Origin of the sequence: Herbivorax alkaliphila, assembly GCF_030848475.1 — a bacterium.
Classification (GTDB): domain Bacteria; phylum Bacillota; class Clostridia; order Acetivibrionales; family Acetivibrionaceae; genus Herbivorax.
This window is the reverse complement of sequence record NZ_JAVDDS010000030.1, coordinates 1-21,174: the sequence shown is the minus strand read 5'-3', so window position 1 is coordinate 21,174 and position 21,174 is coordinate 1. Positions and strand designations below refer to the sequence as shown.

Annotated in this window: 14 protein-coding genes; 11 read left to right on the top strand and 3 right to left on the bottom strand. The window is 31.3% G+C overall.

Annotated features, from left to right (window positions below; translation table 11 throughout):
• Positions 1-159: 159 nt before the first annotated feature.
• Positions 160-1,458 carry an ATP-binding protein gene (locus tag RBH29_RS11635; protein ID WP_306697027.1) on the bottom strand — a complete coding sequence of 433 codons (1,299 nt, stop codon included), beginning with the start codon at positions 1,456-1,458 and terminating at the stop codon, positions 160-162.
• A 376-nt stretch (positions 1,459-1,834) separates the two neighbouring features.
• On the opposite strand from RBH29_RS11635, the gene RBH29_RS11630 reads away from it, so the two are divergent.
• From RBH29_RS11630 to RBH29_RS11590, 9 genes are all read left to right on the top strand, one after another.
• Positions 1,835-2,779, top strand: coding sequence for a hypothetical protein (locus RBH29_RS11630; protein ID WP_306696997.1), 945 nt, complete (start codon positions 1,835-1,837; stop codon positions 2,777-2,779).
• 29 nt (positions 2,780-2,808) lie between these two features.
• Positions 2,809-3,219 (top strand): DUF4351 domain-containing protein, encoded by a 411-nt coding sequence (locus RBH29_RS11625; RefSeq protein ID WP_306696996.1) that lies wholly within the window; start codon positions 2,809-2,811, stop codon positions 3,217-3,219.
• A 214-nt stretch (positions 3,220-3,433) separates the two neighbouring features.
• A complete protein-coding gene (locus RBH29_RS11620) occupies positions 3,434-4,843 on the top strand; it encodes an ATP-binding protein (RefSeq protein WP_306696994.1) in 1,410 nt (469 codons plus the stop codon).
• Positions 4,844-5,121: 278 nt separating this feature from the next.
• A complete protein-coding gene (locus tag RBH29_RS11615) occupies positions 5,122-5,859 on the top strand; it encodes a sigma-70 family RNA polymerase sigma factor (RefSeq protein WP_306696993.1) in 738 nt (245 codons plus the stop codon).
• Positions 5,860-5,956: 97 nt separating this feature from the next.
• Entirely contained in the window at positions 5,957-7,297 is a 1,341-nt protein-coding gene (locus RBH29_RS11610) for an AbfB domain-containing protein (protein WP_306696991.1), read from the top strand.
• 321 nt (positions 7,298-7,618) lie between these two features.
• Entirely contained in the window at positions 7,619-9,997 is a 2,379-nt protein-coding gene (locus RBH29_RS11605) for an endo-1,4-beta-xylanase (protein ID WP_306696990.1), read from the top strand.
• Between the two features lie 428 nt (positions 9,998-10,425).
• Complete coding sequence (locus RBH29_RS11600) at positions 10,426-12,231, top strand: HD domain-containing phosphohydrolase (RefSeq protein ID WP_306697026.1); 1,806 nt, start codon at positions 10,426-10,428, stop codon at positions 12,229-12,231.
• Positions 12,232-12,382: 151 nt separating this feature from the next.
• A complete protein-coding gene (locus RBH29_RS11595; RefSeq protein WP_306696989.1) occupies positions 12,383-14,530 on the top strand; it encodes a substrate-binding domain-containing protein in 2,148 nt (715 codons plus the stop codon).
• 46 nt (positions 14,531-14,576) lie between these two features.
• Positions 14,577-16,709 carry a substrate-binding domain-containing protein gene (locus tag RBH29_RS11590; protein WP_306696988.1) on the top strand — a complete coding sequence of 711 codons (2,133 nt, stop codon included), beginning with the start codon at positions 14,577-14,579 and terminating at the stop codon, positions 16,707-16,709.
• A 35-nt stretch (positions 16,710-16,744) separates the two neighbouring features.
• Here RBH29_RS11590 and RBH29_RS11585 read toward each other — a convergent pair whose 3' ends face one another.
• Positions 16,745-16,846: a dockerin type I domain-containing protein gene (locus RBH29_RS11585; protein WP_306697025.1), complete on the bottom strand. Its 102-nt coding sequence runs from the start codon at positions 16,844-16,846 to the stop codon at positions 16,745-16,747.
• A 152-nt stretch (positions 16,847-16,998) separates the two neighbouring features.
• On the opposite strand from RBH29_RS11585, the gene RBH29_RS11580 reads away from it, so the two are divergent.
• Positions 16,999-18,474: a dockerin type I repeat-containing protein gene (locus RBH29_RS11580; protein ID WP_306696987.1), complete on the top strand. Its 1,476-nt coding sequence runs from the start codon at positions 16,999-17,001 to the stop codon at positions 18,472-18,474.
• A gap of 312 nt (positions 18,475-18,786) precedes the next feature.
• Positions 18,787-20,451 (top strand): AMP-binding protein, encoded by a 1,665-nt coding sequence (locus tag RBH29_RS11575; RefSeq protein ID WP_306697024.1) that lies wholly within the window; start codon positions 18,787-18,789, stop codon positions 20,449-20,451.
• A gap of 112 nt (positions 20,452-20,563) precedes the next feature.
• Here RBH29_RS11575 and RBH29_RS11570 read toward each other — a convergent pair whose 3' ends face one another.
• A complete protein-coding gene (locus RBH29_RS11570; RefSeq protein ID WP_306696986.1) occupies positions 20,564-21,070 on the bottom strand; it encodes an HPP family protein in 507 nt (168 codons plus the stop codon).
• Between the last annotated feature and the right edge of the window lie 104 nt (positions 21,071-21,174).

Sequence of the window (21,174 nt, the reverse complement as noted above, 5' to 3'; positions counted from 1 at the left end):
ATCCTATTTGTCCAAGGTTTGTTCCGATTATAAAAGGTACATGCACATTCATAAGGTTTTTAACATATTTTAAATTAGCATTTAAGCCAGTTCTTTATCTCATTGAGGCGGAGCCTCTTGTTGGTAAAATGGATACCAAAAGCTTCTCCAATAGCATTATCAAACATGATGTATTGTCTCAATAGCCCATAAAGGTAAATTTAAAAGCCAATATTCCTGATTATATTCAGTCATAGCTGTCCTAATTGAAGTTTTTGGACTAAATTTCTCAAAGTAAGTCTTTAAACTTTTGGCTTTTAAGTTAACCTCAGCTTTCACTTCAATAGGGACAACATCTTGACCGTTATCAATGACAAAATCTATTTCTGCACTTCCACGTTCATTTGTCCAATAATATGTTTCTATTTCATCTAGTGTTTTTAGTTGTTGTAAAACATACTGATCTGTTAGTGCACCTTTAAATTCTTTGAATAGCTCATTACCTTTTAGTAAAACCCTTTGATCTGGCCTAACCATACAAGATAACAGTCCTACATCCAACATAAATAATTTAAAAGCTTTTAAATCTTCATATGCCTTTAGTGGAAGATTAGGAGCTGTTACACGTTGAACCTTGTGAACAAGACCGCAATCAGTTAACCAAAGCATAGCCATTTCATAATCCTTTGCTATAGATCCTTCTTTAATCAATCCATAAATGAATTTTTTGTTTTCTTTAGTGAGTTGTGAAGGAATGCTGTTCCAGAGCATTCGTATACGAGGTACAGCGCCATTAGGTGCATGTTTTGAAAAATCTTGTTCATAGACAGAAAGGATACGCTTTTGTATTTCCCTTGCCTCATTAAAATCTTGATTGTTCAAAAAGTTATCAACTACTTCTGGCATGCCACCAACATAATAATAATATTTTAATAAATCAATATATTCATGTTTAAAAGTATTTGCAAGTTCGAAATCTCCCTTTTCTAAAAGTTCAACAAACTGCTCTTTTCCCATTGCCTTTATAAATTCTTTGAATGATAGTGGATATAGGTCTAGAAATTCCACTTTGCCAACTGGAAATGAAGTGCCTTGATGTAGTGCAACGCCTAGTAAAGAACCTGCACATACAATTTGATATTGTGGTGCATTCTCATTAAAATATTTTAATGATGTTAGTGCTTTTGGCACTTCTTGAATTTCATCAAAAATGAGAAGCGTATCTTCTGGAATGATTTTATTTCCAGCATATAGCTCTAAGCCTGTTATTATACGCTCAATATTCATGTTTTTTTCAAACAAATCTTTCATTTCCTGATTATTGTCAAAACTCACATAGACAGTTTGCTTGTAAGTGGTTTCTCCAAAAGTTTTCATAAGCCAGGTCTTACCAACCTGACGTGCACATCTAATAATTAGCGGTTTTTTATTTTTCTTTTGCTTCCATTTATAAAGCTTCTTCATAGCAATACGTTCCAATTTTATCACATCGTAATAGTATTACATACAAGTACAACAAAAATTACAACGAGTTGAGGTGATAAAATATTGTGATTACAAAATTAATTAATTACAAAAATAAAATCAATAATTTTTTTAAACAATATCTCCATCAAAAGTTATTTTAAAATCTGTAATACGTCAACTAATTCGCTGCAACTTTCAATGGCAACTTTAATTCTTTTCTTTCTAGTAGTTCACTGTCTCTAGTCTGAACATACAAGATAACAAGCCTACATCCAGAACAAATATAGTTGCTATTTACAAATTTTTATGCAATAATACCTATAAAGAGGAATGATTACCCTTTATAGGTATTATTATAGATTAGAGGCAGTTTGGGGGAGGCTAGAAAATGTATAATAAAAAAGATGTTTTTTTAATAATATCAGTTGTAGTGATTTCACTGCTGATTCTAATAACTTACACAAATACTAAAAATTTAAATAATCAAATATTTAGGCTTAATAGTAAAATATCTAGACTGCAAAGTGAATTGTATGGTGTTCGTTCTCAAGTATCCAATGAAATATCAAGTATTAGCGGAATTGTTGAGAAAATAAGGGATGATGCTAGATGGTGGACTCCTGGTGAATTTGAGATTGAAGAAATTAAGGATGAAGAAGCCATAATAAAGGTAGATTGGCAACTAAACAAATATCAAACGGGAAGTAATGTATTTTTAAATTATCGCCAAATAGATGAAGATAGCTATACCCAAGTAGAGTCAAAAGATATGGGTAATGGTCATTTTATAGCCACTTTTCCTGCTTCCATTATAAAAAAAGAACCTGTATGGGATGTGCACTTAACTAGGAGAATTACTAATCAAGATCAGACTAGAACTGCTACTGTTGATGAAGAAATAAAAGAATTTAAATCTCCAGACAATGTACGTATGTATGAATATTTTATATCTTTAGAACATAATGGGACTGCTCGCTCTAGTGAAATTCAAGCAATACATTTGTCACCCTCAAACTTAAGCTTATTTAGTCCTTTAAATGCAAATGTGTATGTTGAAGAAAACAGAATAAATGCACATATAATAGAAACTATGATTCAAGAAAATGCAAAATACAAAATACAGGAAGCTCTTTTAGAAGCTAGAGATGAAAATAACAAAGTACTAAAAAGTTGGAATCTTAATAAAAGTAGTTTTTCTGATATGAACGAATTTGTACTTGGAACAACGGTTATAGAAGATAAAGAAAGTTATGAATCGTTATTTTTAGTAGTAAACTATAATGATGGTATTACCTCTGAAAGAGAAGTAAAAGGTTTTAAGGACTATTTTTAGATATTTATGTTTACTAAGCCTGCTATCATTTGATAATTCCTTTAGTGGTATATAATGGAAGTGATGAATGGAAAATTAAAACTACGTTAGGAGAAATGATAAAGGGTTATGGTGATTTACCAGAAGATGTTAACGATATTGTTGAAAATATTGAAAAGACTTATCCAGAAGGGAGTGAAGTTGTGATGACTTTAGCTGAACAATTAAGAGAAGAAGGCAAACTGAAAGGTATAGAAGAAGGCAAACAAGAGGGGCTTGAAGAAGGACAAACAAAAGCTCTTTCTAAATCTGCAATAAGATTGTTGACTAAAAAATTTGGGAAACTATCGGAGGAAACCAAATCTAAAATTGAAAAACTAGATTCAATAACTTTAGAAATAATAATTGACCAAATATTTGAGTATAAGACATTAGATGATGCCAAAAAGTATTTTGATTAAAAGATAAGATTATCGGTGATAATAGAAAAGCAAGCAATAATAATATGTGAAGATAAAAAAAGACAAGGCAGAGTGTTCTTGTCTTTTTTTAAGAAAATTTATATGTTCTCATTAAATAATTCAAACAGTATAGTCAAGACTATTATAGTTTAAACTATAATAGTCTTGACTATACTGTTTAGTGCTGATAATATTAAATTAGGTGGTGATTAGTATGTTTATTGGAAGAAAAGAAGAGCTTGATTTTCTTGAAGAAAAATATAAAAGCAATAAAACAGAATTTATAGTTCTTTACGGACGAAGAAGAATTGGAAAAACATTTCTTATTCAAGAATTTATAAAAAACAAACCACATGTTTTCTATTCTGCAGTTGAAGTAACAGATAGTGTTCAGCTAACTAAAATGTCTACCATAGTACAGCAGTATTTTAAAAAAGACATTTATAGTGATAGATTTTCAGATTGGGAAGCTTTATTTAAATTTATAATTGACAACGTAAATGAGAATAAAGAAAAAATTATTATTGCTTTAGATGAATTTCCATATATGGTTCAGGGAAACAAAAGTATACCATCAATTATACAAAAACTTTGGGATCATTATTTTTCTAAGTTAAATATAATGTTAATAATTTGTGGCTCATCTATGAGCTTTATGGAAAAGAAAGTTTTAAGCGAGAAAAATCCTCTTTACGGAAGGACAACAGGTGTTTTAAAAATTCAAGAGATGGATTTTGAATCTTCTAGAGGTTTTATGGGAAAAGGAAGCTTAGAAGATCACATAAATTATTATAGTGTTTTTAGCGGAGTACCATACTATTTGAGTATGATTTCTCCAGAAGACAGTTTTGAAAACAATCTAAAGAAAAATATTTTAAGTAATAATTCAGTTTTATTTAATGAAGCAGAGTTTTTATTAAAACAGGAATTGCGAGAGGTTAGTCAATATAATGCTATTATTGAATCAATAGCATTAGGCAATACAAAAATAAATGACATATACCAAAAAACAGGAATTGAAAAGACAAAGATTCCATTTTATATTGGAAGTTTAATTGAATTAGGTATTGTAAGAAAAGAATACCCATCTACTATAAAGACTAAAGAACAGATAAAGTCAAGAATGGGGATTTACAAAATAGATAATAGTTATTTTAGATTCTACTATGCCTTTGTGTATCCTTATATATCAGAGTTATTAGAAGGTGGAGCAGATATAATATATGAAGAGGTTATACTAAAAAGACTTTCAATGTTTGTTTCTTGGGAATTTGAAAACATTGCTATAAGTAAATTAAGAGAACTAGGCAAGAATAATTTGTTACCAATTCGTCCTATTAAGATAGGCAGGTGGTGGCATAAGGATAATGAAATTGATATTGTTGCCTGTGATATTAAAAATAATTTTATTTTTGGTGAATGTAAGTGGAAAAGGGAAAAGGTAAGCTCAAGGACATTAGAACAACTTAAAATAAAAAGCAGTAATATTGGTGAAAAGGTTAAGCGTTCATCATATGTACTTTTTTCTAAATCAGGATTTACAGATGAGATATTAAGATATGCATATAAGAATAAAGAAGTCACATTGGTGGATTATTCTGGAATTGAACCTAGAATTATTTGAATATAGTTCATTGCCTTTTAGTAAAACCCCTTGGTCTAGCGTGAACATACAAGATAACAGTCCTACATCCAACATAATAATACTACAGAGAAGGAAAAATTAATTTTGTAATTTCCAACCTAAAAATAAGGTCGTTATCGTATAAATAACACATAAGGTATGACAAATTATTAGAAATCTTTGTTATTTTGTTAATCAAAAGCACAGGGTCTAATTTAATTTTATGCATTAATATGCTATTATTGTCTTAAGAAATTTATTGATGAGGGAAGAAATCTATGCTATTTATTACAGCTGTTATAAATTATACTGGTGAAACAGCAACCCGTATTGTTGAAAAAATTAAAAATGGAGACAAGCAGTTGAAAGAAAAGCTTATAAAGGACTATATTCCATTTATATTAAAAATTGTTTCGGATTTTTGTTCTTCTAATGCAAATGATTTAAAAAGCAGTGACGAATATAGTATAGGACTAATAGCCTTTGATGAGGCTATTGATAGATTTGATATAAGTAGAAGTAGAAGTTTTCTTAAATTTGCAGAAATGGTGATGAAAAAAAGAATGATAGATTATTTTAGGAAATCATCATCAGTTGGTAAAAATGAAATTCCCTTTTCATCTTTTAACAGCAAAAGAGAGAAGGAACTTGAGAAAAAACTAAATATGTATGATATTAATCAGGGAGCAGGCAAATACGAGCTTATTTGGGAGTTAAAAAATTTTTCAAAAGAATTAGAAAGCTTTGGACTAAGTATTACAAAATTGCCAGACTATGTACCAAAACATAAGGATTCAAAACAAATGTGTATAGGCATTGCTAAAAAAATAATTGAAAATAAAGATATTTTATATAAATTAAAAACAAAAAAGTATATACAAATGAAGCAGCTTTCAAAAGTAATTGATGTTCATCCAAAGACTGTTGAAAGAAATAGAGCATTTATTATATGTTTATGCATAATATATGAAAGCGATTATGGAAATTTCAAGGCATATTTAAACAAAGTGTTCTGATTTATTATAATCTAGAAAAGATAAATGATTACAAAAATATTTTGAAACCGCAAATAAGAAATTTAATCCTTAGAATATGAAAGTAAGGAGGGAAGAGATGAAGTATCAGGGTATTGTATTAAAACTGACAAAAAATAAAGCTATTGTAACTACTGAAGATTTTCAGTGCTACTATATTAAGAGAAGCCCTACAATTTGTGTGGGAAAGAAAATTGAATTTACCAACAAAGAAATTATTAAGAAAACACATACTTTAACAAAGTGGGTTTTAGGTGCTGCTTGTGCCATATTTATGATAGCTGCTTTTATGTCTTTTTCGGGGATAATTGATATAAATAATATTTTATACAATCCCCAAGTTTTTGCCTACGTAAGTATTGACACAAATCCTAGTCTTGAGGTCGAAATTGACCATAGTGGAAATGTTTTAAATTTAGTTCCACTAGATGATGATGCAAAGCTCCTTGTTAATAATATAAAGTTTGATAAGGTTGATATTTCTGAAGCTATTGATAATATAATGGATGGATTAAGTGCTAAGGGGGCTATTAGTAAGAACACAAAAGATCATATATTGATTTCAAGTGCGTTGAATTGGGAAAAGGAAGAAAGCAATAAAGAAAGTAGGAGAAAAAGAGAAGAACTTAATATTATTATGGATGTAATTAAAAATGATATACAAAATAGTGGGAAAGCAGATGTATACTTGCTTCAAGCGGATATAAAGGAAAGAGAAGCTGCAAAAAGTGAAGGTATATCCACTGGCAGATATGTAGTATACAAAAAACTAGAAAAGGATATTTCAATTGAGTATGCTAAAGAGGTTACTGTTGATAATCTAATAGAGTGGTTGGCAGGTGATAAATTAGAAGTGACACCAACGCCAAAGCCAACACTAACGCCAACGCCAACGCCAACATCAACGCCAAAGCCAACACCAACGCCAATACCAACACTAACACCGACACCGACACCAACGCCAACACCGACACCAACGCCAACACCGGAGGCCACAGATTCAATGCATAGAAGATTTGAATCTAGTAATTATCGTGGATATTTTATAAGAAGTGAATCATTTAATGTTCGGCTTTCTTCCTATGTAGAACCTATTAAGGATTCTGTATTTAAGATAGTTCCTGGACTTGCAGAAGCAGATTGTATTTCCTTTGAGTCAATAAATTATCCAGGATATTATCTCAAGCATGAAAACTTTAAACTTATTCTTAAAAAATATGAGGACACGGATTTATTTAGAGCAGATGCAACTTATAGAATTGTACCAGGTTTGGCGGATGAAAATATGATTTCTTTCCAATCGTTTAATCATCCGAATAGGTATATAAGGCACAGGGAGTATGAACTTTATATTGAAGAAATATCTACTGAACTTGAGAAAAAAGATGCAACGTATATTGAAATAAAAGTTGTTGAGTAGCCTTGAAATAGTTTGTGTATTAAAAACAAGACTATATTATGTAGATGAAAACCAGTATAAGTTAACGCTTATAGAGGTTTTTAAAATTAATCTTATCCTAAGACTCCATCTTTTACAAGGTGGAGTTGCTCTTATAAATTTTCAGGTGGAGTTGAGTCTCCACCTGAGGTCTCGTTGTTTAGCTTTAGCTAAATTAATTCACTAAATCAAATTCCCAACTTAAAAAATCTATATCTTTCGTATAAGTAAGGCAAAGGAGGTAATTTTGCTTAAGTAAGGGTTCAGTGATTTTAGAAAGATTATATTATGGGAGGTATAAGTATGAAAATTAAAAGATTTTTAGCAGGGGTGACAGCTTTTGTAATATCAGCAGGACTGCTTTGGGCAATGCCTTTAAACGCAGACAGAACATACGAGGATGTGATTGTTTCTGATGACTTTGAAATTAACTATGATGGATGGTGCAATATGGGAGAAAGCACAGTTTTATCAGCAGTTGAAAATCAGGGGAACAATTCTACAAGAGGTATGATGGTGACAAAACGCTCATCTAAGAATGATGGAGCGTATTCACAAAAGGGTTTATATCTTGATGGTGGTAAGAGTTATGATTACAGCGTTTTTGTAAATCATGATGGAGATGGTAATGAAACATTTAAGTTTTCCTTAAGCTACCAAGATACAGAGACAGGGGAGTTAAATTCAAAAGTAATTGCAACTGAAGACGTTGCTAGTGGAGAATGGATTGAACTTTCAACAGAGTATAAAGCACCAAAAACTGCATCAGATATTACTTTGTCAATCACAACTGATAGTACTGTAGATTTCATTTTTGATGATGTAACTATAACTAAAAATAGAAAAGTTAAAGCAAATACAGTATCAGCAGCAAGTAGTGATGTTGGATTAAAAGATATATATGCAAATTATTTCAGAGTTGGTTCGATACTTAACTCTGGAACAGTAACTAATTCAACAATAACGGCTATGATCTTGAGAGAGTTTAACAGTATTACTCATGAAAACGAATTGAAGCCTGATGCTACAATGGTTCAATCAGGTTCAACTAATACAAATATTAACGTTTCCCTAAATCGTGCAGCAAGTATTTTAAACTTCTGTGCAGAAAATAATATAGCTGTTAGAGGTCATACCTTAGTTTGGCATGGTCAGACGCCTGAGTGGTTCTTTAAGGACAATTTTGAAAACGATGGAGATTGGGTATCCCAATCAGTTATGGATCAGCGTATGGAAAGCTACATAAAAAATATGTTTGCTGAAATAGAAAGACAGTATCCATCACTAAATCTTTATGCCTACGACGTTGTAAATGAGGCTGTGAGTGATGATGCTAACAGAACTAGAAATTTTGGTGGAGCAAGAGAACCCGGATATGGGGATGGAAGATCTCCATGGGTTCAGATTTATGGAGATAATAGTTTTATTGAGCAAGCATTTAGATATGCAAGAAAATATGCTCCAGAAGGTTGTGAGCTTTACTATAATGATTACAACGAATATTGGGATCATAAGAGAGACAGTATAGTTGAATTGTGTACATCTTTATACAATAAGGGTTTGCTTGATGGTGTGGGAATGCAGTCGCATATCAATGCAGATATGGATGGGTTTACAGGTATAGAAACCTATACAACGGCGTTACAGATGTATATAAATATAGGCTGTGATGTTCAGATTACAGAACTTGATATAAGCACAGAGGAGGGCAGATTTAGTGAACAGCAGCAGGCTGAAAAATATGAAGCTATTTTCCAAGCAGCTGTCGATGTAAACAAAAACTCTAACCAAGGAAGGGTTACAGCAGTTTGTATGTGGGGACCTGATGATGCCAATACTTGGATTGGTTCTGAAAATGCACCTCTTTTATTTGATAGAGATACCCAACCAAAGGAAGCTTATAATGCAGTAGCTTCCCTTATTCCACAATCGGAATGGGGCGATGGTAGCAACCCAATCGGTGGTGGAACAGCACAGCCAGAGGAGCCAGATGCAAATGGATATTATTATCACGATACATTCGAAGGCAGCATGGGTCAATGGACTAATAGAGGATCTGCAGAAATTATGTTAAGTGGCAGAGTAGCTTATAAAGATTCAGAGGCACTTTTAATTAACGATCGCACAGATGCATGGAATGGAGCACAACGTGCATTAAGTCCTATAACATTTGTTTCTGGCGATAAATATTGTTTTAGTTCTGTTGCTATGTTTATTGAAGGTGGTACTTCGGCAACATTCTGTATGAAATTGCAATATGTGGATCCATATGGTGATACTCAATATGATACTATAGATATGAAGACTGCAGTTGCAAACGAATGGGTTCACCTATATAACCCAGAATACAAAATCCCTGCTGATGCAAGAGATATGTACGTTTATGTGGAAACAGAAGAAGATACTATGAATTTCTACATAGATGAAGCGATTGGAGCAGTTGCAGGGACTGTGATTACTGGACCTGCTGAAGTTGAATTTATGCTTGGCGACTTAGACTTTAACGGTACTATTGACTCCACTGACTTAGCATTAGCAAAGAGGGGGATACTAGAGCAAGGATTTGCTAGCGATGCTGCTAAGCGTGCAGCTGACGTTAATCAGGATGGAGAAGTAAATAGCACTGACATCACCCTTTTATCACGTTACATTTTAGAAATAATTGATGAATTTCCTTCGTAGAAGGTAAGTATTTTACTTATGTAGCGTCAACAACTCCTGAGAGAATTGCTGCTTCAAGAATGCACAGTGCTTGTGGCGGCTTCTCAATGGAGGCAAGTTTCAACGTGGGTAGTAATGGTTAACTGTCTTGATTACATTGGATATTTTATGATGCAATTCCTCATTTCTTCCATGAGTAAAAGTTAATTTAATCTGGTATTAACAGAGGAACAGTAGGTCTGCAAAAAAAATATCGAGACTGTCCAAAAAAGCAGGAAAAATAATAGTTAATGAAGAATATAATATAGAATGCCTTATCTTGAAAAACAAAAGAATCTATTCTTAAAATAAATAACCTGAAAACAAATAAAAAATTGTCACTTTATGTACTTTGATAAATAGCATCGCAATAGTCTATTAAGTTAAAGGAGATGTAAAAAGTGAATGATATGGAAAACAAACTAAAGCAACTAGAAGAAGAGAATAGAATGTTTCGAATGATATTAGAAGCATTGCCTATTAATCTGTTTGTGAAGGATACCAACTGTAATTACCAGGTTACAAGTAAGATTTGCGACATAATAAATGGTGTTAACAGAGGAGAACTTAAAGGGAAAACCGACTTTGATATTCAAAAATCTAAAGAAATAGCTCAAAGTTTTTATGATGATGACAAAAAAATCATGAATACAAAAAAAGGAAGTCGAATGCTTTCGCCTACATTATGCGGTGAAACAGTAAAATACTATGACATTTATAAAGAGCCCTTAATTGGTGAAGATGGTTCTGTTGAGGGAATTCTTGGACTTGTTGTAGCACCAGCTGAGATGAGTACAGATGAAAAAGTAGAAGAAGTAGAAAATGAAATGGAAACTTATTATGGAATTAAATGTCTAATGTTTGACTACGATATAAAAACTGGTAATGCCATTATCCTGAAAGAATTAGAGGATTTCAATATAAAGTATGACACAAGTGAATCTTTTGAAAAAGTTTTTATAAATAGCCAAAGGATAAAAGAACAATCAAAAGAAGCTGTTAAAAAGGCATTTCAGAAAATCAAAGATTATGAAACAGAGTCTGTAGTTGTTCTTGACATAAAAGACAATTCAGGAAACTGGCGTTCTGGAGTTTTGAACTTAACAAGGGTAAAAAATAGTAAATTAAATGAAAATCGAGTTATTGGTGTTCTATCTTACTTAAATGATGGAGAAGAAAAGAAAGAAGAACTGATGATTTCATTAAATGCTATGAAAAAAAGGTTATCCCAAATTGTTACAGAAAAATATGATGCAGTTATTTATATAAATAAAAAAAATCAAGCGTATATAAGAAAGGGAAAACCAATAGGTAAATTAGCTAGTCAAGGAAGTATTGAGCAACTGAAAATATGTATAGATGAATATATTTATAATAATGAAAAAAACATTTATAAAGATGCTGTTATTTCAAAAAGTGAAATAAACAGAGATGGAAAACATTTGTCTTTTGAATTAAGGATAATGGATGAAAAGGATGAAATTAGGTGGTATGAGTCAAATGTGTACTATATGGATGGTATTGATGGAGTAAGTGAAGATGTTATACTGACCTTTTGTGACATGGACGAAATTGTAAAAATGAAAAAACAAAATGAAATTCGCAATATTAATAATCGTTTTATTGAAGTACTGGGTTCTGTAGTAGAATCGAGAGATTTAGAATCAGGTGATCATATTAAAAGAATAAAAAATATAACTAAACTTCTTTTAACGGCTATTATGAAAAAATATCCAGAGTATGGGTTGTGTGAAGAACAAATAGAGGTCATGGCTTCGGCTTCAACAATGCATGATGTAGGAAAAATAGCAATTCCAGATAATATATTATTAAAGCCTGGTAGGTTGACACCAGAAGAGTTTGAAATTATGAAGGAACATACTACAAGAGGCTGCAAAATTATAAATAGTGCATCAGTAATTCAAGATGAACAATATTATAATTATTGTTATGAAATATGTCGGCATCATCACGAGAGATATGATGGAAAGGGTTATCCAGATGGTTTAAAAGGAGATGACATATCAATTTCAGCACAAGCTGTGTCTGTTGCAGATGTTTATGATGCACTTATAAGTAAAAGATGTTACAAAGAAGCATACCATGAAGAAAAAGTATATAGCATGATTATAAATGGTGAATGTGGTGTTTTTAATCCTAAATTAATTGAGTGTTTAAAAGAAACACGTAATAAATTAAAAAGTCTTTATTATTAGCTTTAAAGAAAACCATTCTTTTGACAAACCCAAATTTTGTATTAGAGTAAGATTAAAGCTCGAGGACAAATCTCCTCGAGCTTATTAAAAAATCTAGTTATTCCGATTTAATATATAGATACACATTATTCTTGGCTAACTGGAGGAAAATATGGAAAAACGAAAGACAATTGGGCTTGTAATTAATTGTTTAGAGGGTAATTATTTAACTTATTTTTGGCTTATGCTGAAAAAAGCAGCCGAAAAATTTGGCTGTAATTTAATAGTTTATGAGGGAAGAGTTTTAAACTATTATTCAGATTATACGAGAAAGCAAACTATTGTATATGGTTTTATAGATAAAAAAAGGGTAGACGGACTTATAATTACTTCGGCAGTGACTGACCATGTAAGTGATGAAAATATTAATAAATTTTTACGTAGGTTTAAAGATATACCGCTAGTATCAATTGGAAGGATAATACCTAAAACTACGAGTGTATTGGTAGATAACAAAACAGGAATGAAAAGTCTCATAAAACATTTAGTTAAAGATCACGAGTATAGAAAGATTATTTTTGTAACAGGACCTAAAAATAATTGTGAAGCGGTAGAGAGATATGAAGCTTATTTAGAAGTTCTAGAAGAAAATAATATTGATGTAGATGAGGATATTGTCTTTGAAGGGGATTTTAATTCCCATACAGGGTATGAAATTATGAAAAAAGTAATTCTCAAAGGAATTGAATATGATGCAGCTGTTTTTTCAAATGACGATATGGCATTAGGAGCTATAAAGGCAATTGAAGATTTATCAAAAGAATATAATATAGATGTTTCTAAAAAAAATACCATATGCGGATTTGATAATACAACTAAAGCAAAATTGACAACTCCTTCCTTGACAACTGTAAGTCAACCTTTTGAAGATATTTGCCAGGGGGCTGTTAAAGCTCTTCTTGAGAAAATAGATGGAAAAAAAACAGAGGATATCATAAAGTATCCTGCTGTTTTAGTGAAAAGACAATCATGTGGATGTAAAAAACAGAGTCTTTTAGATGAAATATCAAATAAGTCTTTAAGGCTTATACCACAGAGCATATTCAATATAGGAGTGCAAACATATAATTTAAATGATATTTGTAAAAAAATTACCAAGGAATTTAAAAGAATTGGATTAAAAAACTGTTTTATTTCCACATATTATGAAGGTACAATTATGTATAATGATACTTTATTGCTAAAAGAGTCTTTTGAAGTTCCAAAAAAATCTGTACTTCTATATGCTTATTGTAATGGTGAAAGAGTGAATGTAGAAGAAGAAAAACTTTTTGATACAAAAAATCTAATACCTGAGTCCTTTATTCCAAAGGATAGAAGGTTTAATTATCTTATAAAGCCATTGTATTTTGGGGAGGATAATTTTGGTTTTATGTGTATTGAATTAGTAAGTGATGATGTTTTGCATTTTGAATTATTAAGGATTCAAATTAGCAATGTTTTAAATGGTGCACTTCTATTAATGGAAAAGGACAGGATAAAAAGAGTTTTAGTTGAAAGTGAAAGGTTAGCTTCCTTAGGTCACTTAGTAGGAGGGATTTCTCACAATCTTATGTCACCTATAATGTCAATATCAGGTGTATCATCTGCTATGGAAAGTCTTGCTGATGAGTATGAAAATTCTTTAGAAGATTCTGAAGTTACAAAGGAAGATTATATTGAGATTTTAGATGAAATGAAAACTTGGAATAGTAGATTAAAAGAGTATAAAAATTATATGGAAAAAGTAATTTTAAGTATTAATGCACAAGCTGAAGAGTTAAATTCTAATACTAAAAATGAATTTACTGTAGATGAACTTATGAAAAAAATAAAATTTAATTTAAATAATAATATAAAACTTTCAAAGTGTAAATTAAATGTTAAAACAGAGGTCACTGATAAAATAAAAATATCAGGTGATATAACAAGTTTAGTAAAAATAATTAATAATATTTTAGTTAATGGAGTTGAGTCATATAGTAAAGAAGATGAAAAAGCATATATAATTGACTTTTATGTGTGCTATAAAGAAGAGTTTATCACAATTAAAATAAGGAATTATGGAGATAAAATTCTCTCTTCGGTTAAAGATAAAATATTTAAACATATGGTGACTTCTAAAGGTAAAAATGGTACAGGGCTAAGTTTGCTTCTATCCCATTCTACTATAAAGGCCAGATTTGGGGGAGAAATATGGTTTGAAGAACCTGAAGGTAAAGGAGTAACATTCTACATATCTATACCTGTTAAAAGACAACGTGAAAATAATGGTGAATAAGTAATAATATTCATAACATTAAAGTTGCTTTGATTGGAGGTAAATAATGAAAAAACGTAAAACAATAGGATTGATGATAAAAGGTCTAAATGGAAACTATTTGACTTACATGTGGCTTATGCTAAAAAAAGCAGCTAAAAAATTTGATTGCAATTTAATAGTTTATGAGGGGAAAAATATAAAGTCAAAAATGGGTGATGATAAAAAACATACTATTGTTTATGGTTTTGTAGATAAGTGTAGAGTCGATGGCGTAATACTTACCTCTGCAATATCAGATAAATTAAATGAAGATGAGTTTGTTAGCTTTTTAGAAAGATTTAAAGAAATACCTATGGTATCAATTGGAAGGGTTGTGCCAAATGCTACTAGTATATTGATGGAGAATAAAGAAGGTATGAGAAGTGCAGTAAGACACTTAGTAGAAGACCATGGTTACAAAAAAGTTGCTTTTGTAAAAGGTCCTAAAAATAACTGTGAAGCGATAGAACGATACGAAGCATATTTAGAAGTTTTAAATGAAAATGGCATTGAAGTTGATAAAAATATAGTTTTTGAGGGCAACTTTGATTCTCAAGATGGATATGAAATAATGAAGGATATAATTATAAAAGACATTGATTATGAGGCAATTGTTTTTTCTAATGATGATATGGCATTAGGAGCTATAAAGGCAACTGGTGATTTATCTAAAAAATATGAATTTGATGTTTCGGGAAAAACTATCATGTGTGGTTTCGATGATTCAATTAATTCAAGATTGACAAAACCCTCTTTGACAACTGTGCGTCAACCGATTGAAGAACTTTGTTATAATGCAGTTAAAACGCTAATTGAAAAAATAGATGGGAAAAAAACCAATGATATAATGGAATTTCCAGCAGTTTTAGTCAAGAGACAGTCTTGTGGGTGCAGGGGCGAGAGGACATTAGATGAGATGTCAAATAAATATTTAAGACTCACACCTGATATGGAATTAGTTGAGGGAACTGAAACGTATTCTTTAGAAGAGCTATATAATAAAATTACTTACATCTTAAAAGGGTGCAATATAAGAAGTTGTTTTATTTCAACTTATTATGAAGGTTCAACTATGTTTGTAGATACAGATTTGTTAAATAAATCATATGATGTTCCTGATAAATCAGAGCTTATATATGCCTTTTATAATCATGAAAGAGTCGATATAACGGGTAGTGTAAAGATTTATAACACCAAAGATATAGTGCCGAATTGTTATCTCCCTGAAGATAGAAGGTTTATTTATCTTGTATGTCCATTATATTTTGGGGAAGAAAACTTTGGGTTTTTATGTATTGAAATAAACAATGATGATGTTTTTGTATTTGAAGCTCTAAGATCTCAGGTAAGCAACATATTAAAAGGAGTTTTAGTGTTGCAGGAAAAAGATAAGATGGAAAAAGTTATGCTTGAAAATGAGCGTCTTGCTCTATTAGGTCATTTAGTTGGAGCTATTTCTCATAACCTTATGTCACCTATTAAATCAATATCAGAAATACAGGAGACTTGGGAAAAACTGATAAATAAACATAGATATGCTCTAGAAGATGCCAATGCAACTATTAAAGAGAAAAGTAAAATTTCTAAAGAGATTAAAATGTGGAATGAGCGGCTGAAAGAATATAACTCCTATATTTCAAAAATGATTTCAACCATTAAAAATCAAACTACACAGCTAAATTGTACCTCTATAAAAGAGTTTACGATAGAAGAACTTTTAGGCGTAATAAAATATAATCTAGACAACAACAAAAAACTTTCTAGATGCAATCTTAACATTAAAACAAATCTTAATATTAAGACAAGAATATCAGGTGATATAAGAAGTCTAGCTAAAATAATTGACAATCTTTTGATTAATGGAGTTGAGTCATATAGTGAAAAAAATGAAATAGGATATAGGATAGACCTTAGTATATACTTAGACATGACTTCAATTATATTTGAGGTTAGAGATTATGGAAAAGGAATACCTGAAGATATTAAGTATAAAATATTTAAGCATATGATTACCACAAGGGATAAAAATGGAACAGGAATAAGTTTACTTTTATCCTATTCTACTATAAAGGGAAGGTTTGGAGGAGAAATGTGGTTTGAAGAAGGAGAAGAAAAGGGAAGTGTGTTTTATATATCAATACCTGTTAGAAAACTATAATAAATTATATTATTTTCTGTATAATCAACAGGAAATCAATCTATTATACTAAAGATATATCTCTTCATCAAAGAAATATCAGTGCTGTCTATTATTCCATCCCCATTTAAATCAGCCGCAACAAAGACGTTTTCTATTGGAAAATATTATAAAATTAGTGTAAACAAAAATTAATTGTTATGATTAATAAATCCATTTACAATATTATGCAAGATTGACCTATATGAGCTTGATATGATAAAATTTAAATATAATAAAATGGATGTAATCCAATAAGGGGAGTGTGATTGTGTTGAAATTAAGCAAAAAGGTAATGTTTAACCTTGTTTTGACATCGGTTATTTTAGGGACTTTTGCCTATGGACATGCTACTGGAATAACAGGGGATTTAAATTCAGATGGAATCATTGATTCTACAGATGCTGCACTGATGCAACGATATATTTTAGGCAATAGTGACAAGGAGGATATCAATATTGAAAATGCAGACATAAACGGGGATGGTAATGTATCTTCAATAGATTACTCATTATTAAAAAGATATATTCTTGGAGTAATAGATAACTTTGATGAATACAATGAAAGTGAGGAAGATGAATCCAATACAGAAGATGAGATAATGATAAATTATGACTCACTTTATGTACAAAATCTTCCGGATTATCCTGTAAAAATAGTAAATACTAATTCAGAATTGGTAGAAGCAATTGGATCATACGATCAATATTCTTTTCGTGGAGCACCTGATATTGGATTATATGTAAATAGATATTCAGATGAGTTTTTTGAGGACAATAGTCTTATATATGTTGCACAAGAGAAAAATAGTACATATGAACAAGATACCCCTAAAAGTATTGAAATAAGAGATGAAATTTGCACTGTAAATATACACAGATTTAAATCTAAATCATCCTTATCTTCTAGAACGGATCATAAGGTGTTTTTGCTTCCGATATCAGGTAAGCTCAATAATATTTCAGAAGCTAAGCTAAATATAATAACAGAAGAAGAGGTAGAATCAAGTCATGAGCTTTTTAAAACACAGACTGCTGTTGATGAATATCCTACAATACAAAATATAAATACTAATGCTGAATTATTAGAACTGTTTAAGGAGAATAAAAGTGAAGATATCAATGAAGCTTTAGATAAATATACAGACGCATATTTTGAGAACAATGGTCTAATATTTATAGCTTTAGAAGAAACAAGTGGATCTATTTGGCATGAGATGGATAAAGTCACCTTTAAAAATGATGAGTGCATAGTAAATTTGAAAAGATTTACACCTTTTAAAGGAACAACTGATATGGCTCATTGGGCATTGTTAGTTACTGTACCAAAAGGCATAGCCGATGAAACACAAGAAATTAATTTAAATATAATAGAAAGACAGGATTTAATAAAGGATTATGAAATCTCTATGGGAGGATCTGGTGGTTCGTATTCTTCTAATATTGAAAGAATATATTCAAGATTGGGCTATACAGATGAGTTTTTTGAAGAAAACGGAATGATAGTGGTATCTTATCAATTTGGTGAGGGTGGAAATTCAGTTGGATTAAATGGTGCTGCCATTAAAGGAGATTCATTTGTAATATCTACTAGTGTAAACAATCCGAGTTTTGTTGGTCCACCGGTTATGGAATACTTTTATATATATATTACTGTTGATAAAGATGCTCTTGACAGCACTTCAAATTTAATGCTAGGTCCTTTAGATGATAAAAATATTAGAGAAATCCCACTATTTATTGAGTAGTATTTAAGGACATCATAAGTAGATTGATTTATATAAAGCTAAACATTGGGGGGCAACCCCCTTTTTTCTGTTTCTAAAAGCTATACATATAATTCCATAATGAAGCTTTTAGAATATACATTGATATTAGATCCCCTTATTTAAGTGAATGAAAAAATATATATGAACCCTTTTTTATAAATTAACGTTACCATTTATGCTATTTTGGTGTATAATTATCTTAGTGAATTATTTATATGATATAAACGAATGGGGAAATAAAAAGTGTTTGATAATTTTAAAATAGTTGACGGACATGTTAGGAGGGTCAAGATGGAAGAATTAATAAACCAAACGGTTGGAGATTTACTTGACGACATGGCTGAAAGGTATCCTAATCATGAAGCGATTATTTATCATGAGCAACCTTTCAGAAAAACTTATTCCCAGTTCAGGGATATATGCAACGAGGCGGCAAAAGGCCTTATGGCAATGGGAATAAAAAAAGGTGACCATGTAGCCATATGGGCAACAAATTATCCGGAATGGCTCATTTCCATTTTTGCTACTGCCAAAATAGGTGCTGTGCTTGTTACGGTAAACACAAACTATAAGAACTTTGAACTTGAATATCTACTCAGGCAATCGGATTCGAATACATTAATTCTTATAGATGGTTGTAAAGATGCAAATTACGTAGACATTATTAACAGCCTTTGCCCTGAAATCAAAGACTCCCAGCCTGGAAAACTTGAGTCCCAAACTTTACCCAAGCTTAAAAATATAATATACATCGGTGAGGAAGAGCACCCGGGAATGATGAATTGGAATAAATTACATGAAATGGCAAAGGTAATACCGGATGAGGAACTTCAAGCTATACAGTCAAGCCTTGATGTACACGAGATTATCAATATGCAGTATACATCAGGTACGACAGGTTTTCCTAAGGGTGTAATGCTAAGCCACTATAATATTGTCAATAATGGAAAATGCATAGGTAACTGCATGAATTTCACCTATAAGGATAAACTCTGTATACCAGTGCCGTTTTTTCATTGTTTTGGATTGGTGCTTGGAATAATGGCTTGTATCACTCATGGTTCATCAATAGTGCCTGTTGATCATTTCCATCCTGTCAGGGTAATGGAGGCAGTTCAAGATGAAGAGTGTACGGCAGTTCATGGTGTTCCTACAATGTTTATTTCAATGCTTGGACATCCGGAATTTAGTAAATTCAAATTTACCAAACTCAGAACTGGTATCATGGCAGGCTCCCCCTGTCCTGTAGAGGTTATGAAACAGGTAGTTGAACTTATGGGGGCTAAAGAAATAACCATTGCATATGGTCAGACAGAAGCTTCTCCTGTATGTACCCAGACAAGGGTTGATGATAGTATAGAGAGAAGAGTTTCAACTGTTGGAAGAGCTCTTCCCTTTATTGAAGTTAAAATAGTTGACCCTGCTACCAATGAAGATGCACCTTTTAATACAAACGGTGAGTTGGTTATAAGAGGTTATAATGTTATGAAAGGCTATTACAACATGCCAGAGGCAACTGCAAATGCCATAGATGAGAAAGGATGGCTTCATACCGGAGACCTTGCGGTTATGGATGAAGACGGTTATTTCAAGATTACTGGCCGCATCAAGGATATGATAATAAGAGGTGGAGAAAATATTTATCCTAAGGAAATCGAGGAATTTCTATATACCCACCCTGCTGTCAAGGATGTACAGGTTATAGGTGTTCCTAGCAAGAAATACGGTGAAGAGATTATGGCATATATTATATTAAAACAGGGCAAAACCGCTACCGAAGATGAGATTAAGGATTTCGTAAAGAGTAATATGGCAAGACACAAGGTTCCATCGTATGTCAAGTTCATAGATGACTTTCCAATGACTGCTAGTGGAAAGATTCAGAAATACAAGTTGAGAGAAATGGCAATTGAAGAGCTTAAACTTCAAGATGAAGCAAATATTGAGACAGCATAGCCAGTCTAATTCAAACTGGGGACGGTTCTTGAATTGAATTTGGTTAATGATTTCTAATATTAGTTGCTCTTATAAATTTTCAGGTGGAGTTGAGTCTTAGAATAAGCTGAAATTATAGTAAGTTTATAAGCTGTGATTTCAAAATGGTTTTTAAAAAGCACAATGCTATAATTCCAATTAAAGCAACTGTAATTGTAATCATAGTAAATTCCATAAGAGTAAGACCTAATGAAAGTGCTGCAGCTGGAGGATGCTCAGTATTTGTGATTACCATTAAAAAAATTGCCAAACCAACTCCCAAAGCGCCTATAATTGATATAATGACTAACTTATTTGAAGGAAACAGGATGTGCATTTCTGCTAATTTAAGTATATAGTTGCAAGTACACCCACTTATAATGCCAACGAAATAGCCTCCTATAAGAAATCTAGGTTTTGATAACTCTGATTTAGGCATTGTAAAAGCAATAAACGAACTAGCACCAAGAGAAGCAATTACTATACCATCTGATATTATATCAAGAAACATTAGTATAATAAACATTGATATAGTTGCTAAAGTGCATTGGAGAATGTAACTTTTTTTATTTTTTACAAATTTCTCATCAAAAAAACCCATAAGTTTTAACCTCAACAAATTTATGAACTTGATTAAGCAAAATGATAATAAATAAACATAGGCTATCTATATAAAATATCGGCTGAATTATCTATAAACTAAAT

Coding starts and splice junctions, on each gene's coding strand:
- RBH29_RS11630 (WP_306696997.1), top strand. CDS start 1,835: ATGTATAATAAAAAAGATGTTTTTTTAATAATATCAGTTGTAGTGATT.
- RBH29_RS11620 (WP_306696994.1), top strand. CDS start 3,434: ATGTTTATTGGAAGAAAAGAAGAGCTTGATTTTCTTGAAGAAAAATAT.
- RBH29_RS11615 (WP_306696993.1), top strand. CDS start 5,122: ATGCTATTTATTACAGCTGTTATAAATTATACTGGTGAAACAGCAACC.
- RBH29_RS11610 (WP_306696991.1), top strand. CDS start 5,957: ATGAAGTATCAGGGTATTGTATTAAAACTGACAAAAAATAAAGCTATT.
- RBH29_RS11605 (WP_306696990.1), top strand. CDS start 7,619: ATGAAAATTAAAAGATTTTTAGCAGGGGTGACAGCTTTTGTAATATCA.
- RBH29_RS11600 (WP_306697026.1), top strand. CDS start 10,426: ATGGAAAACAAACTAAAGCAACTAGAAGAAGAGAATAGAATGTTTCGA.
- RBH29_RS11595 (WP_306696989.1), top strand. CDS start 12,383: ATGGAAAAACGAAAGACAATTGGGCTTGTAATTAATTGTTTAGAGGGT.
- RBH29_RS11590 (WP_306696988.1), top strand. CDS start 14,577: ATGAAAAAACGTAAAACAATAGGATTGATGATAAAAGGTCTAAATGGA.
- RBH29_RS11575 (WP_306697024.1), top strand. CDS start 18,787: ATGGAAGAATTAATAAACCAAACGGTTGGAGATTTACTTGACGACATG.
- RBH29_RS11570 (WP_306696986.1), bottom strand. CDS start 21,070: ATGGGTTTTTTTGATGAGAAATTTGTAAAAAATAAAAAAAGTTACATT.